The sequence below is a fragment of the Phenylobacterium sp. T106 genome, assembly GCF_057219735.1.
Genome location: NZ_JBXVWA010000002.1, coordinates 178,037 through 191,706, shown reverse-complemented (window position 1 = coordinate 191,706; position 13,670 = coordinate 178,037). Strand labels below are relative to the sequence as shown.

14 protein-coding genes are annotated in these 13,670 nt (G+C 71.8%); 11 read left to right on the top strand and 3 right to left on the bottom strand.

All coding sequences use genetic code 11. The features are described from left to right. Window positions 1–20 precede the first annotated feature (20 nt). Window positions 21–734, bottom strand: coding sequence for a 16S rRNA (uracil(1498)-N(3))-methyltransferase (locus AC2D8W_RS05555; RefSeq protein WP_484670698.1), 714 nt, complete (start codon window positions 732–734; stop codon window positions 21–23). A 72-nt stretch (window positions 735–806) separates the two neighbouring features. Between AC2D8W_RS05555 and ppk2 the strand changes: the two genes are divergently transcribed. Then, the gene (gene ppk2 / locus AC2D8W_RS05550; RefSeq protein ID WP_484670697.1) at window positions 807–1,559 is read left to right on the top strand and encodes a polyphosphate kinase 2; all 753 of its coding nucleotides are present in this window, start codon (window positions 807–809) and stop codon (window positions 1,557–1,559) included. A gap of 169 nt (window positions 1,560–1,728) precedes the next feature. After that, on the top strand, window positions 1,729–2,976 hold the full coding sequence (locus tag AC2D8W_RS05545; protein WP_484670696.1) for a winged helix-turn-helix domain-containing protein: 1,248 nt from the start codon (window positions 1,729–1,731) through the stop codon (window positions 2,974–2,976). Here AC2D8W_RS05545 and AC2D8W_RS05540 read toward each other — a convergent pair. Beyond that, window positions 2,973–4,760 (bottom strand): ABC transporter ATP-binding protein, encoded by a 1,788-nt coding sequence (locus tag AC2D8W_RS05540; protein WP_484670695.1) that lies wholly within the window; start codon window positions 4,758–4,760, stop codon window positions 2,973–2,975. The genes AC2D8W_RS05545 and AC2D8W_RS05540 overlap by 4 nt on opposite strands. A gap of 467 nt (window positions 4,761–5,227) precedes the next feature. Between AC2D8W_RS05540 and ubiA the strand changes: the two genes are divergently transcribed. The 7 genes from ubiA (at window position 5,228) to AC2D8W_RS05505 (ending at window position 11,607) form a co-directional block, all read left to right on the top strand. Beyond that, on the top strand, window positions 5,228–6,211 hold the full coding sequence (gene ubiA, locus AC2D8W_RS05535; RefSeq protein ID WP_484670694.1) for a 4-hydroxybenzoate octaprenyltransferase: 984 nt from the start codon (window positions 5,228–5,230) through the stop codon (window positions 6,209–6,211). Between the two features lie 290 nt (window positions 6,212–6,501). Then, window positions 6,502–7,122: a TetR/AcrR family transcriptional regulator gene (locus tag AC2D8W_RS05530; protein WP_484670693.1), complete on the top strand. Its 621-nt coding sequence runs from the start codon at window positions 6,502–6,504 to the stop codon at window positions 7,120–7,122. Beyond that, window positions 7,122–8,114 carry a fatty acid desaturase family protein gene (locus AC2D8W_RS05525; protein WP_484670692.1) on the top strand — a complete coding sequence of 331 codons (993 nt, stop codon included), beginning with the start codon at window positions 7,122–7,124 and terminating at the stop codon, window positions 8,112–8,114. Before AC2D8W_RS05530 ends, AC2D8W_RS05525 begins: the two co-directional genes overlap by 1 nt. Further along, entirely contained in the window at window positions 8,111–8,611 is a 501-nt protein-coding gene (locus AC2D8W_RS05520) for an SMI1/KNR4 family protein (protein WP_484670691.1), read from the top strand. Before AC2D8W_RS05525 ends, AC2D8W_RS05520 begins: the two co-directional genes overlap by 4 nt. A 52-nt stretch (window positions 8,612–8,663) precedes the next feature. Continuing rightward, entirely contained in the window at window positions 8,664–9,314 is a 651-nt protein-coding gene (locus tag AC2D8W_RS05515) for a class I SAM-dependent methyltransferase (protein ID WP_484670690.1), read from the top strand. A 37-nt stretch (window positions 9,315–9,351) separates the two neighbouring features. Then, window positions 9,352–9,696, top strand: coding sequence for a VOC family protein (locus AC2D8W_RS05510; RefSeq protein ID WP_484670689.1), 345 nt, complete (start codon window positions 9,352–9,354; stop codon window positions 9,694–9,696). A 144-nt stretch (window positions 9,697–9,840) separates the two neighbouring features. Further along, on the top strand, window positions 9,841–11,607 hold the full coding sequence (locus tag AC2D8W_RS05505; protein ID WP_484670688.1) for a gamma-glutamyltransferase family protein: 1,767 nt from the start codon (window positions 9,841–9,843) through the stop codon (window positions 11,605–11,607). On the opposite strand, the gene AC2D8W_RS05500 is transcribed toward AC2D8W_RS05505, so the two are convergent. Continuing rightward, window positions 11,601–12,344 carry a class I SAM-dependent methyltransferase gene (locus AC2D8W_RS05500; RefSeq protein WP_484670687.1) on the bottom strand — a complete coding sequence of 248 codons (744 nt, stop codon included), beginning with the start codon at window positions 12,342–12,344 and terminating at the stop codon, window positions 11,601–11,603. The genes AC2D8W_RS05505 and AC2D8W_RS05500 overlap by 7 nt on opposite strands. A 186-nt stretch (window positions 12,345–12,530) precedes the next feature. Between AC2D8W_RS05500 and AC2D8W_RS05495 the strand changes: the two genes are divergently transcribed. Continuing rightward, the gene (locus tag AC2D8W_RS05495) at window positions 12,531–12,875 is read left to right on the top strand and encodes an MmcQ/YjbR family DNA-binding protein (RefSeq protein WP_484670686.1); all 345 of its coding nucleotides are present in this window, start codon (window positions 12,531–12,533) and stop codon (window positions 12,873–12,875) included. A 143-nt stretch (window positions 12,876–13,018) separates the two neighbouring features. Further along, the gene (locus tag AC2D8W_RS05490; protein ID WP_484670685.1) at window positions 13,019–13,663 is read left to right on the top strand and encodes a PEPxxWA-CTERM sorting domain-containing protein; all 645 of its coding nucleotides are present in this window, start codon (window positions 13,019–13,021) and stop codon (window positions 13,661–13,663) included. Window positions 13,664–13,670: the final 7 nt, after the last annotated feature.

Here is a 13,670-nt window from a genome sequence, read left to right as displayed (position 1 = left end):
CGGCCGTGCCGAGCCGGGGGCTATCGCCAGTCCCCGACCGCCGCCTGCCACAGCGTCAGCGCGCTGATCGCGGCCGTGTCGGCGCGCAGGATCCGCGGGCCCAGGCCCGCCGGCGTCGCGAAGGGCAGCGCCCGCAGCGCGGCGCGCTCGCGCGGCGTGAACCCGCCCTCGGGTCCGATCAGGATCGCCCAGGCGCCGGCGCCGTCCACCGCCTGCAGCACCGGGCGCGCCTCGCCGGCCTCGTCGCAGAACAGCAGCCGTCGTCCCGCCTCCCAGTCGGCGAGCATCCGCTCCAGCCGGACCGGCTCCAGGACCTGCGGCACGTCCAGCCGGCCGGTCTGTTCCGAAGCCTCGACGGCGATGGCCTGCAGCCGGTCGACCCGGGTGTGGTCGGCCTGGGTCCGCTCGGTGATCACCGGGCGCACGCGCCGGGCGCCGAGTTCCGCGGCCTTCTCCACGATGGTTTCCAGCCGCGCGCGCTTCACCAGGGCGACGACCAGATCCAGGTCGGGCCCCTCGGCCTGCGGCCGGACAAGGGCGTCCACATCGAGGCTGACGCCGCGCTTGGTCACGCTCGCCACCACCGCCCGCCATTCCCCGTCACGGCCATTGAACACCGCCACGGCGTCGCCCGGCGCCTGCCGCATCACCGCGGCGAGATAGCGGCTCTGCCCCTCGTCCAGGTCGAGGCGTGCGCCGGTCGAGAGGTCGTGGGGAACGAACAGGCGGATCATTCGCGCGTTCTAGCGCGACCTTGCCGCAGCTGCATCCGGCGGACCGCGCACGCCACCCGATGAGAGAGGTTCATGGCCGAACAAGACGACGACGTCGAAGCCCTGCAGGCGGCCCTGGTTCGCTTCCAGCAGCACGCCATCGCCGCGGGCGAGCGCGACCTGGTGATCTTCGAGGGCCGCGACACCGCGGGCAAGGACGGCGCGATCAAGCGCATCGTCGAGCACCTGTCGATCCGCGCCACCCGGGTGGTCGCCCTGCCGAAGCCGACCGAGCGCGAGCGCAGCCAGTGGTACTTCCAACGCTACGTCGAGCACCTGCCGGCTGAGGGCGAACTCGTGATCCTCAACCGCTCCTGGTACAACCGGGCCGGCGTCGAACGGGTGATGGGGTTCGCCACGCCCGACGAGCAGGAGCGCTTCCTGCGCGACGTGCCCGTCTTCGAACGCATGCTGGTCAACTCGGGCGTCCAGATCGTCAAGCTCTGGCTCGACATCTCGCGCGAGGAGCAGGCGGCGCGGCTCGAGGCCCGGCGGACCGACCCGCTGAAGGCGCTGAAGATCAGTCCCTTGGACGCGGTGGCGCAGGAGAAGTGGAGCGACTACTCGGCGGCGCGCGACGAGATGCTCCGGCGCACCCACCTGCCCGAGGCGCCCTGGACCATCGTCCGCACCGATCGCAAGAAGGTCGCCCGGGCCAGCATCATGCGCCATCTCCTGAGGGTCCTGGCGCCGCCGGCGATCGCGGACCGCATCGAGCCCCCGGACCCTCAGGTGGTGTTCGAGTTCTCGCCCGCGGCGCTCGCGGACGGCCGACTGGAGCCCTGATCCCGGCGCGCAACCATCGTTTGCACCAGGCGCGACAATCGACCACAGGTCATCTCGCTTTGTTCCGCGCACGCAGGCGGTACGGCCAAGGCTGTTAACCATCCGTTGACTCTATCTTGTTCCGCCTTTGTTCGGCGGCTAGCCTGCCGGGGAGTCTTCGGAGGCCCGCATGAAGGACACCCTTTCCGCCGCCGAGGCGCGCCGCATCGCCCTTGCCGCCCAGGGCCTCGGCGGCGACCGCGACGCGCCCGCGGGGCGCCGCCAGCTTGTGCGGACGATCGAACGGCTCGGCGTGGTGCAGATCGACTCGGTGAACGTGGTCTCGCGCACGCACTACCTGCCCTTCTTCTCGCGCCTGGGGGTTTATCCGCGCGAGCTGCTGGAGGAGGTCGCGTGGGCCAGGAAGCGGCCGCTGTTCGAGTACTGGGCGCATGAGGCCTCGCTCCTCCCGCTGTCGCAGCAGCCGCTGCTCCGCTGGCGGATGCAGGACGCCCACGACGGCGTCGGCGTGTGGAAGGGCATCGCCCGCTTCCTGCGCGAGCGGCGCGATTTCGTCGATCGGGTCCTGGACGAGATTCGCGACCGCGGCCCCCTCGCGGCCTCCGAGCTGGAGATGGGGCACAAGGGCGAAGGCGGCTGGTGGGGCTGGAGCGAGGCCAAGCGGGCGGTCGAGGCGCTGTTCTGGACCGGCGAGCTCACCACCGCCACCCGGCGCGGGACCTTCGAGCGCGTCTACGGCCTGCCGGAACGGGTGCTGCCGAAGGCCGTCCTCGACGCGCCGACGCCGCCGCGCGCCGACGCCCAGCGCGAGCTCTACCGCATCGCCGCCCGCGCCATGGGCGTGGCCACCGCCCGCGACCTGCGCGACTACTTCCGCATGCCGGTCGACGGCGCGAAGGACCGCCTGGCCGAGCTCGTGGAGGCCGGCGAGCTCGTACCCGTCACCGTGAAGGGCTGGCGCGAGCCCGCCTACCTCGACCCCGCCGCGCGCCGGCCCCGCCGGATCGAGGCCGCGGCGCTGCTGTCGCCCTTCGACAACGCCATCTGGTTCCGCGACCGCACCGAGCGGATGTTCGGCGTCCGCTACCGGATCGAGATCTACACGCCGGCGCACAAGCGCCAGCACGGCTACTACGTCCTGCCGTTCCTGGAGGGCGACGCGCTCACGGCGCGCGTGGACCTCAAGGCCGACCGCAAGGCGGGCGTCCTCGTGGCGCAGTCCGCGCACGCCGAGCCCTGGGCCTCGCCCGACACCCCGGCGAAGCTCGCCGCCGAGCTCCAGCGCATGGCGGGCTGGCTGGGCCTGGGTTCGGTCCAGGTCCGCCCCCGCGGCGACCTCGCCCCCGCCCTGGCCCCGCTCGTCCCCCGCGGCGAGACGGAGGGGGCGCGGGGGCGCGGGGCGCGGGAGCGTGGTTAGGCTGCGCCCTCGGTGACCGCGTGCAGCCGGGCGTAGGCGCCGCCCCGCTTCACCAGGTCCGCATGCCGCCCCTCTTCGACGATCCGGCCGCTCTCGAACACGAGGATCCGGTCGGCGCCGCGGATGGTGGACAGCCGGTGGGCGATGACGATGGTCGTGCGGCCCGCCATCAGCTCCTCCATCGCCGCCTGCACCTGCCGCTCGGTCTCGACGTCCAGCGAGCTGGTCGCCTCGTCCAGCACCAGGATCGGCGCGTCGGCCAGGAAGGCGCGGGCGATCGCCACCCGCTGCCGCTCGCCGCCGGAGAGCTTCACGCCGCGCTCGCCCACCAGGGTGTCGTACCCCTTCGGCAGCCGGGAGATGAACTCGTGCGCCCGGGCCCGCCGCGCCGCCAGGACGATCTCCTCGGGCGTGGCGTCGGGACGCGCGTAGCTGATGTTCTCCGCCAGCGTGCGGTGAAACAGCGCCGGGTCCTGCGGCACCACGGCGATGGCGCGCCGCAGGCTCCCCTGGCTCACGTGGCTCACGTCCTGGCCGTCGATCAGGATGGCGCCGTCCTGCAGGTCGTAGAGCCGCTGGATCAGCTTGACGAACGTCGACTTGCCCGACCCCGTCGGGCCCACCAGAGCCACGCGCTCGCCGGGCGCGATCCGCAGGGTGAAGCGGTCGTACAGCGGCTCGGCGGCCGACTTGTAGCGGAAGGTCACCCGGTCGAAGACGATCTCGCCCTGTTCGGGGCGGAAGGCCGAGGCGTCCGGCCGGTCCAGAACCTGCGGATCGGTCTGGGCGTAGCGGGCCACGTCCTCCACGTCGTCCATGCCGCGCTGGGCCATGCGGATGTTCTCGCCGATGTTGCGCAGGTAGCCGCTCATCAGCATGAACGCCGTCACCGCGAAGGCGATGTCGCCCGCCGTGGCGCGCCCCACCGCCCACTCCCGAAGGAGAAGGCCGGTCAGTCCCGCCTGCAGCACCACCAGCAGGAGGTTGTGCAGCAGCCACAGGTCGGTGAAGCGGTTCCAGGTGCGGATGGTCGCCTTGCGCCACAGCTCGGTGACGCTGCCGATGCGCGCCTCCTCGCGGGCCTCGGCGCCGAAGGTCTTCACCGTGGCGTTCGACGAGATGGAATCCGCCAGCGCCCCGCCGATCTGCGAGTCCAGCGCCACCGACTTCAGGTTGGCCGGACGGGCGTAGATCGAGGTCAGGAAGATGTTCGAGAGCACGTAGAGCACGGTCACGCCCATGGCGAAGAGGCCCACGCCCGGCCAGCGCACGAACATCATCACGCAGAGGCCGCCCAGCACGATGGCCGCGGGCCCGAACCAGATCAGCACGGCGTCCGTGACGGTGTCGTAGCCCCACATGGCGCGGCTCAGCCGCCGCACGGTCGCGCCGGCGAAGGTGTCGGCGTGCCAGTCGGACGAGAAGCTCTGCACGCGGCGGAAGCCGTCGTCCGTCATGTCCTTCATGTTGTTGGCCGAGAAGGGCGTCAGGAAGCGCATGGCGGTGTTCCGGATCACCGAGAACGCCAGATAGACGCCGACGAACATCATCCACGCCCGCCAGGCGGGATCCGGGTCGCCGGGGCCGGCGGCGACGGCGTCCACCAGCCGCCCGGCCGCCCAGGGCAGCATCAGGTCGAACCCGATGGCGATCAGGGTCAGCACGACGGTCGCCGCCAGCAGCCAGGGCCGGCGGCGCCAGTAGGTGGCGATGAATCCGAGCACCTTGCGATTGGAGAGCTGGCGCTGGCGGGTTTCTTCTTCGTCCTCGTAGTGGTCGGTCATGACGGTCTCGAATGCGGGCGCCGGACCGGCGGCTCCTCTGGGAGCCCGCACATGGTCCTGCGCGGAAAAAGGTCGATGGGCTTCGCGGGAGGCTTCGAGCCGAAAGGCCCGGAGGCCCTCGGCTGGGCGGTCTTCTGGAGGCGCGCGGGATCGCTTCGCGGAGGCGGCCCGTCAGGCCACGCGGCGAAGCGGCTCGGAGTTACAGGAGCGGCGGCGGCGGCCCGAGACGACGCGCACAGGGTTTGGTCATCGCGACAGCTGTCATTCTGACGGACCTCCCTCGTTCGTGGCGTCGAAGGCCTGGACGCTAGGCGGGGTCGATCGAACGGTCAAGGAACGAGGTCATTCCACGTCGTTCCGAGCGCCAGGGGTGGCGCGGGAGACACAGTCCCGCCGCCCCGGGGCGCGGCGCACTTCCCGCTCCGGCCGGCTGGCGCCCGCCTGCCCCGCCTCATAAAGGGGAGGGCATGAAGCCTTCCGCGCCTCTGCCCGACGCCGCGCCGACCAACTGGGTGGACCGATGGGCTCCGGCGCGCCTGCGGCCTTGGCTGAAGCTGGGACGGTTCGACCGGCCGGTGGGCGTCTGGCTGCTGATGCTGCCCGGCTGGCAGGGGATCACGCTGGCCGCGGCCGAGGACGGCCGCCTGCCCGACCCCATGCTGCTCGCGCTGTTCTTCGTGGGTGCGGCGCTGATGCGCGCGGCGGGCTGCGCCTACAACGACATCGTCGACCGCGACATCGACGCCAAGGTGGCGCGCACGGCCGGCCGGCCGGTGGCCTCGGGCCAGATCCGGGTGAAGCAGGCCTGGGCCTTCCTCATCGCGTGCAGCCTGGTCTCGCTCGTGATCCTGCTGGCGCTGTCGCCGCTCGCGGTGGCGCTGGGGGTGGCCTCGCTGGCGCTGGTCGCCGCCTACCCGTTCATGAAGCGGATCACCTGGTGGCCGCAGGCCTGGCTGGGGCTGACCTTCAACTGGGGCGCGCTCCTGGGCTACGCCGCCGCCACCGGCGGGTCGGTGCTGGGCGGCGCCTGGACCTGGCAGACGCAGGGCTTCGTCCTGCTCGACTATGGCCATCTCAGCGCAGCCGCGATCCTGCTCTACGCGAGCGGCGTGTTCTGGACCCTGGGCTACGACACGATCTACGCGATCCAGGACCTCGAGGACGACGCCCTGGCCGGCGTGAAATCCTCGGCGCGACGGCTTGGCCGCGCCGCGCCGAAGGCGGTTATGGGCTTCTATTTCCTGGCCGTCACCGCCGCCTTCGTGGCCGGCCAGGCGGCCGGCCTCGGGGCAGGCTTCCACCTCGCCCTCTTCGCCTTCGCCATCCACCTCGCGCTGCAGGCGCGGCGCGTCCGCGTGGACAACCCCACGCTGGCGCTGCGCCTCTTCAAGTCCAACACCTCGGCGGGCCTCATGCTCGTCGTGGCGCTGGCGGCCGGCGCCCTCAGCTAGAGCCTCACCGTTCAGACGGACCGCTTGCCCGCCCAGCCGGGCAGCGCCATCGCCTTCTTCCGCGGCGGCTTCCGCATCAACCGCAGCAATCCACTGAACCATCCCCGACGCATCACAACTGCCTCCGTACGCATGCGTGGAGGATCACGGCCGCTTGTGACCACCACGTGGCCGTCGGCCGAATAGATGCGGCGTCAAATTGGCGCAGGCGCGCCGCCTGGGTCCGCCGGCGGGCGAGGCGCCGGCCCGACGCCTTTGACACAGGTTCTTGTACGCCATACAACTCATCCATGGCGACCGTGCAGCCCCTGGCCGAGGTACGCGCCGTCCGCGAGACGGGCCGGCGGATGCGCTCGCGCCTGCTCGACGCCGCCGTGGAGATGTTCAAGGCCAAAGGCCTCTCGGGCGTGTCCGTCGCCGAGATCGCCGCCGCGGCGGACGCCTACCCCAGCCAGGTCACTTACTACTTCCGCACCAAGGAAGCGCTGTTCGTGGAGGCCGCCTGCCGGGAGGTGCTCTACGTGGCGCGCCAGGCCGAACAGGCCGCCGCGGGGGCGGTCAGCGGCTCGGACTACAACCGCCGCCTCGTGGAGACGGTGATCGGGTCTCCGGGCCTGGCGCTGTTCGTGGAGGCGCTGTCGCTCACCCGCCGCCGCCCCGATCTGGCGCCCCAGATCGCGCGCACCTTTGAACGGCTCCACGCCGAGGGCGACCGCGCCTACGCCGAGGCCCGCAGCCGGCGCGGCTGGCGTGCGGAAGGCGACGCCGGCGTGGCCGCCCGCCGCTTCTGGACCCTGGCCCTGGGAGTCACCCTGCGCGAAGGGGCCACCGAGACCTCGATCGGGGACGCCGTCGACGAGATGATGGCCCTGCTGCGCCCTGAACCCGCCAGAACCAACGGAGCCCGCTGATGGCCGTCGCCGCCCGTGTCGCGCCCAAGGACTTCTTCAGCCCCGCCGAGTGGACGCCCCTGTCGGTGCGCTCGTCCTGGAAGGGCCTGGCGCTCGTGGCCCATGGCTGGGGCGTGATCCTGCTCGCCGCCGCCATGGCCATGGCCTGGCCGGTCACCATCCCGCTCGCGGTGATGATCATCGGCGCCCGCCAGCTGGGCCTCGCCATCCTCATGCACGACGCGGCCCACGGCGCGCTGCACCCGAACCTGAAGGTCAACGACTGGGTGGGCGAGAACCTGACGCCTGGCGGTCTGGTCCAGTACCGGAGCTACCACCTGGGCCATCACAAGTTCGCCCAGCAGTCCGAGGATCCGGACCTGGGCCTGTCCGCCCCCTTCCCGATCACCCGCGCGAGCCTGCGCCGCAAGATCATCCGGGACCTCACCGGCCAGACGCACCTCAAGCAGCGCTGGGCGCCGCTGTTCCGCCGGATCCGGGAGCGCAAGCCCGGCGACAGCGTGGCGTCGATCCTGTGGAAGTTCGTCCGGTCGCGGCCGAAGTTCTTCGTCTGGGGCGCCGTCACGATCGCGCTGACCGCCCCGTTCGGCTACGGCTGGGCCTGGTTCGTGCTCTGGTGGCTGCCGTCGGCGACCTGGCTGCCCATGGTCACCCGCCTGCGCAACATCGCCGAGCACGCCTGCATCGCCAAGGACGAGCCCGATCCGCTGCGCCACGCGCGGACCACGCACGCCAGTCTGCTGGAGCGGGTGTTCCTCGCGCCCTACTATGTGAACTACCACTGCGAGCATCACATGTTCATGCATGTGCCCTGCTACAACCTGCCCCGGACGCATCGGCTGCTGAAGGCCAAGGGGGTGCTGCCGCGCATGCTCACCGCGCCCAGCTACCTCGACGTCCTGCGCCTGGCGACCTCGCGACCCGCGGGCGAAGACCGCGGCGGCAGCCCCACGCCCGAGGAGCGCGGCGTGGTCCGCGCGGTCATCCAGTGAGCCCGGCCGAACTCGCGCTGCAGCGCTTCGCGACCAAGTGGGGAAGCCCGCACACGCCCCCCGTGGTCATCGACCCGGGCGACCTGGCGATCACCGAGTACAGCATCGGCCGGCTGTTCCCGCGCGCCTATCATGACGCCCTGGTGGCGGTGGGCCTGCCGCGCCTGACGGGCTCGCTGCTCACCAGCATCGTCGAGGCCGACGCCGATTGCGGGGACGTCGGCGAGTTCTTCACCCCGGCCGAGACCATCGCGCGGCTCGACGACTACCGCACAGCGGCCACGCCCGCCGCGTTCGTGCCCTTCGCCTCGGACTGCATGGGCGACCGCTACGGCTTCCTCTGCCCCGCCAGCGGCGAACCGCGCCCGACCGACGCCCCCGTGGTGCGCATGGACCACGAGACGGGCGAGGTGGCCGAGGTCGCAAGCTCCTTCGTGGACTGGCTGCAGGACTACGACGCGATCGAGTTCGTCCACTTCGAGGACGTGCAGGCCTGAACTTCGGGCCGCGCCCCCTCCCGCCGATGTGCGGGACGTGGGAGTTAGGGCGATGATCGTCGATCGCCGTCAGTTCATCCTCGACAACACGCGCCCGCAGCGGCCGCCGCATACGCCCGAGCTGCAGCTTCACCTGGCCGACGAGATCACGCCGATCTGGCGGATGACCGAGGAGGCGCTCGCCGAGATCGGGCTGCCGCCGCCGTTCTGGGCTTTCGCCTGGGCGGGCGGCCAGGCGCTCGCCCGCTACGTGCTGGACAACCCGGGCGTCGTCGCGGGCAAGGGCGTGATCGACTTCGCCTCGGGCTCGGGCATCGTCGGCATCGCGGCGGCGCGGGCCGGCGCGGCCCGCGTGCTGGCCGCCGACATCGACCCCTTCTGCGGCGCGGCCCTGGCGCTCAACGCCGAGGCCAACGGCGTCGCCTGCGACTTCACGGACGCCGACCTGCTCGAGGCGCCGCCCCCAGCCTGGGCCGAGGTCATCCTGGCGGGCGACATCTGCTACGAGAAGCCGCTGGCCGAGCGCGTCATGGCCTGGCTCGCGACGGCCCGCGCCGCCGGCGCGCAGGTCCTGATCGGCGATCCCGGGCGCAGCTACTTCCCCCGCGAGGGCCTCGTCCGCCTCGCCCAGTACGAGGTCCCCACGACCCGCGAACTCGAGGACATGGAGGTCAAGAAGACCGCCGTCTGGACTCTGCCCTGAAGCGCAGCTAGCCTGCGAACAAACAGGGAACTATGCCATGCGTGAAGACGGCAAGGTCGACTATGTGGAGCTGCCCGGCGGCGATCTGCCGGGAACCAAGGCGTTCTACGCCCAGGCGTTCGGGTGGCGCTTCACCGACTACGGGCCGGACTACGCCGCCTTCGCGGAAGGCCTCGACGGCGGGTTCCAGAGCGGCGCGGAAGCCGGGGCCGTGAACAAGCCGCTCGTCATCCTCTACGCCCGGGACCTGGAGGCGATGGAGGCGAGGGTCCGCGCCGCGGGCGGCGTCATCAGCCAGCCCATCTTCAGCTTCCCTGGCGGCCGCCGCTTCCACTTCACCGACCCCGCCGGCAACGAGCTGGCGGTCTGGAGCGAGGGGTAGGTTCCGGACTCAAGACCCGGCCATCCCGGCGAAGGCCGGGATCCAGAAGGAAGGGCTCAGATGCGGGTTCCGCGCGGATCCGGCGCCCTCGCGTCCCGTCGCGCTGGCCTGCTAAACCTGCGCAGCCACGCTCCGGAGACTGCCATGCGCCGCCGCACCTTCCTCGCCGCCCTGCCGGCCGCCGCGGCCGCCGCGCCGGCCCTCGCCACGAGCCGCGGCGAGAACCCCAACCGCGACCGGCCCGACGTGGCGCCCGGCGACCGGGTGGACGGCGCCACCTTCGCCAGCCGCTCGGCGGTCTGGGGCCTGCACGGCGCCGCCGCCACCGCGCATCCGCTGGCGACTCTGGCGGCCATCGAGATGTTGAAGGCGGGCGGCTCGGCGGTGGACGCCGCCATCGCGGCCAACGCCGTGCTGGGCTTCGGGGAGCCCATCGCCTGCGGCATCGGCGGCGACGCCTTCTGCATGCTGTGGGATCCCAAGCAGAAGAAGGTCATCGGCCTCAACGGCTCGGGCCGCAGCCCCCGCGGCCTGTCCCTGGACACCGTGCGCGGGCGCGCCCGGCCGAACGGGACCCTGCCGTCGCACGGCGCCGTGACCGTCAGCGTGCCCGGCGCTGTCGACGCCTGGTGGAGCCTGCACCAGCGCTACGGCAAGCTGCCCTGGAGGCGCGTTCTGGAGCCGGCGATCCGCCACGCCGAGGAGGGCGCGCCGGTCATCCAGGCCACCGCCTTCTACGTGGAATCCTCGAACCGCATCTTCACGCGGCCCGAGTCCGGAATCGAGGAGGTCGAGAACTTCCGCAGGCTCTGGGCCCCCGAACGGCGCACGCCGCGCGAGGGCGAGATCTTCCGCAACCCGGACCTCGCCCGCACCTACCGCCTGATCGCCGAGGGCGGCGGCCGCGCCTTCTACGAGGGCGAGATCGCCGAGCGGATCGAGCGCTACTTCAGGCGCATCGGCGGCTGGATGACCCGCGAGGACCTGGCCGCCCACCGGTCCGAGTGGGTGGAGCCCCGGTCCGTCCGCTACCGCGACATCGACGTCTGGGCGCTGCCGCCGAACAGCCAGGGCCTCGTCACGTTGCAGATGCTGAACATCCTCGACGAGTTCGACGTGCGCGGCATGGGCTTCCAGTCGGCGGCCGCGATCCACCACGGCGTCGAGGCCAAGCGCCTGGCCTTCGAGGATCGCGCACGGTTCTACGCCGATCCGGCCTTCTATCGACAGCCGGTCGAGTGGCTCCTCTCGAAGGAGTACGCCAAGGCCCGTGCGGCCCTGATCCGGCCGGACCGCATCGCGCCGGCCGTCTATCCCGGCAAGGCGCCGGGACACGGCGACACGACCTACCTCACCACCGCCGACGCGGACGGCATGATGGTGTCCCTGATCCAGTCCAACTACCGCGGCATGGGTTCGGGCCTCATGCCCGACGGCCTGGGCTTCATGTTCCAGAACCGCGGCGAACTCTTCGCCCTCGCGGACGGACATCCCAACGTCTACGCCCCGGGCAAGCGGCCTTTCCAGACCATCATCCCCGGCTTCGCCACGAAGGATGGAGACGCCCTCCTCAGCTTCGGCGTCATGGGCGGCGACATGCAGCCCCAGGGCCAGACGCAGGTGATCTCGAACCTGGTGGACTTCGGCCTGGGCCTGCAGGAGGCGGGCGACAGCCCGCGCTGGCATCATGCCGGCGGCAGCGAGCCCACCGGCGAGGACCTGGGCCAGCCCGGCGTGCTGAACCTCGAGACCGGCGTGCCGGAGAAGACCAAGGCCGAGCTCGCCCGCATCGGCTGGACGTTCAAGCCCAATCCCGGCGGCTACGGCGGCTACCAGGCCATCCAGCGCTGGCCCGGCCGCTACGCCGCCGCCACCGAGATGCGCAAGGACGGCGTGGCCCTGGCCTACTGAGGCGGCGGATAGGCGGTCTCGCCCGCCACCGCCGCCAGGTCGACGTCGCGCCAGCGGAACCCGGGCACGTCGCGCGTCTTCCGGGCCAGGATCGTGGCGTGGCAGTAGAGCGCGGTCACCGGCTGGAACCGCAGGTAGCGGTCGGCGAAGGCCGAGAAGCGGCCGACGATGGGGTTCTGCATCGTGGCCTCGACCACCTCGAAGCCCAGCGCCGGCGAGAAGAGGGCCCGCAGGCCCATGTCGCTGAACTGGAAGAAGTGCCAGGGACGCTCATGGGCCGAGTACGAGAAGTGCGTCTCGACCAGCACGTGGCCGCCCGGCTTCACGACCCTGGCGATCTCCTCGGCCACCACCCACGGCATGGCCAGGTGCTCGAAGACCGCCGTGGAGAAGACGAGGTCGAAGGGGCCCTCCACCAGGTCTGACAGGCGGTGCGCGTCGCCCGCCACGTCGACGTTCGGGCCCGGGTAGTAGTCGAACCCCACGTACTGCGCGTGCTGCAGCCGGCCTCGCAGGCCGTAGCTGCCCGTGACCTCGCGGCTGCCGATCTCGAGGATGCGGAAGCCCGGCCGGTCGCCCAGCGCCACCACCTGCTCGAAGAGGCCCTGGTGCGCCGTCAGCCGCGGCGGCGGCAGGTCCGGGATCAGGTAGGGCTTGTCCATGAACCGGCCGGCGACCGACAGAACCGCCCGGTTCGCCGCGCCCGCGAGCCGCCGCACGATCGATCCTGCGCCCAAGGACTCACCTCTTGTGGAACGGGCCGACCATCGCGCGCGCATCCCGGCCCGTCCACCCGCCGCCGTCTCACGCGCGCCCCTCGTCTCGCCGCCCATCCCCCGCTCAGCGAGACGGCGGCCGGCGGCGCACGCGCCGGCGTCACGCAGCGGCTGACACCGCCGCCGCCCGGCGCCACACTCGCGGTCATGACCCGTGACGAGATGCGCGACATCGCCCTGAGCTTCCCGGGCGCCGAGGAGGGCGTGAGCTACGGCCGGCCCGCCTTCAAGGTGAACGGCAAGTTCCTTACCCGCCTGCGCGCCGAGGACGACAGCGTGGTCCTGGTCGACGTGCCGTTCGACGAGCGCGAGATGCTGATGGAGGCCGAGCCGCAGACTTTCCACATCACGCCGCACTACAAGGACTATCCCAGCGTGCTGGCCCGTCTCGAGTCCCTTCACGCCGGCTCGTTCCGCAACTTCCTGGAACGCCGCTTCCGCAAGATCGCCAAGAAGAGCGTCGTGAAGGCCTGGGAGGCGGCGAGGGGCTGACATCGCCCGGGCCCCCAATCGGGGGATGTCCAAGCCTGATCGCCGTCGCAGCTTTGCGGGGCAAGTGGCATGGGGCTCATCGGATGCGTAGGTTTGTTTCGGCCGCGGTCGCGGCGGCGAGTGTGCTTGTGGCGGCGCCTTCCATGGCGGCCACGCTGACCAACGGCGGCTTCGAGGCGGGGCCGGCCTACAACTTCGGCACGTACTATCGCGGCCCCCTGACGCCGACCGGCTGGAGCCGCGTCAGCGGCCTCGAGGCGCCCGACATCCTGGACAACGCCTACAACCAGACCGGCGCGGGCTTCGCCCAGTTGCTCGACCCGCACGGCGGCAGCCGCTTCCTGGACATGAACGGCGCCAGCCCCACGGGCGGCCTCTACCAGGACGTGACCGGGCTGAACGCCGGCGACGCGGTCACCTTCAGCTTCTGGGTGGGCCGCTGGGCGCAGAACAGCGCGGGCACGCTCACCGCCACCCTGTTCGGCGAAACGACCGCGACCAACGCCATCACCCTGGCGCACCTGCCCGGCGCCTCGACGTCGGAATGGACCCAGTACTCCGTCAGCGGCGTCGTGCCGCTCTCGGGCGTGGTCCGGATCCAGTTTACCGGCAACAGCGGGTCGTCGGCCCGTGGCGCGCCGGGGCTCGACGACGTGACCATGACGGTGACCGCCGCGCCCGGCGGGGTCCCCGAGCCGGGCGCCTGGGCGCTGATGATCGCGGGCTTCGGGCTGGCCGGCGCGACGCTTCGCTCCCGCCGGACCAAGGCCGCGACGACGGTCGGATAGGGTCGAG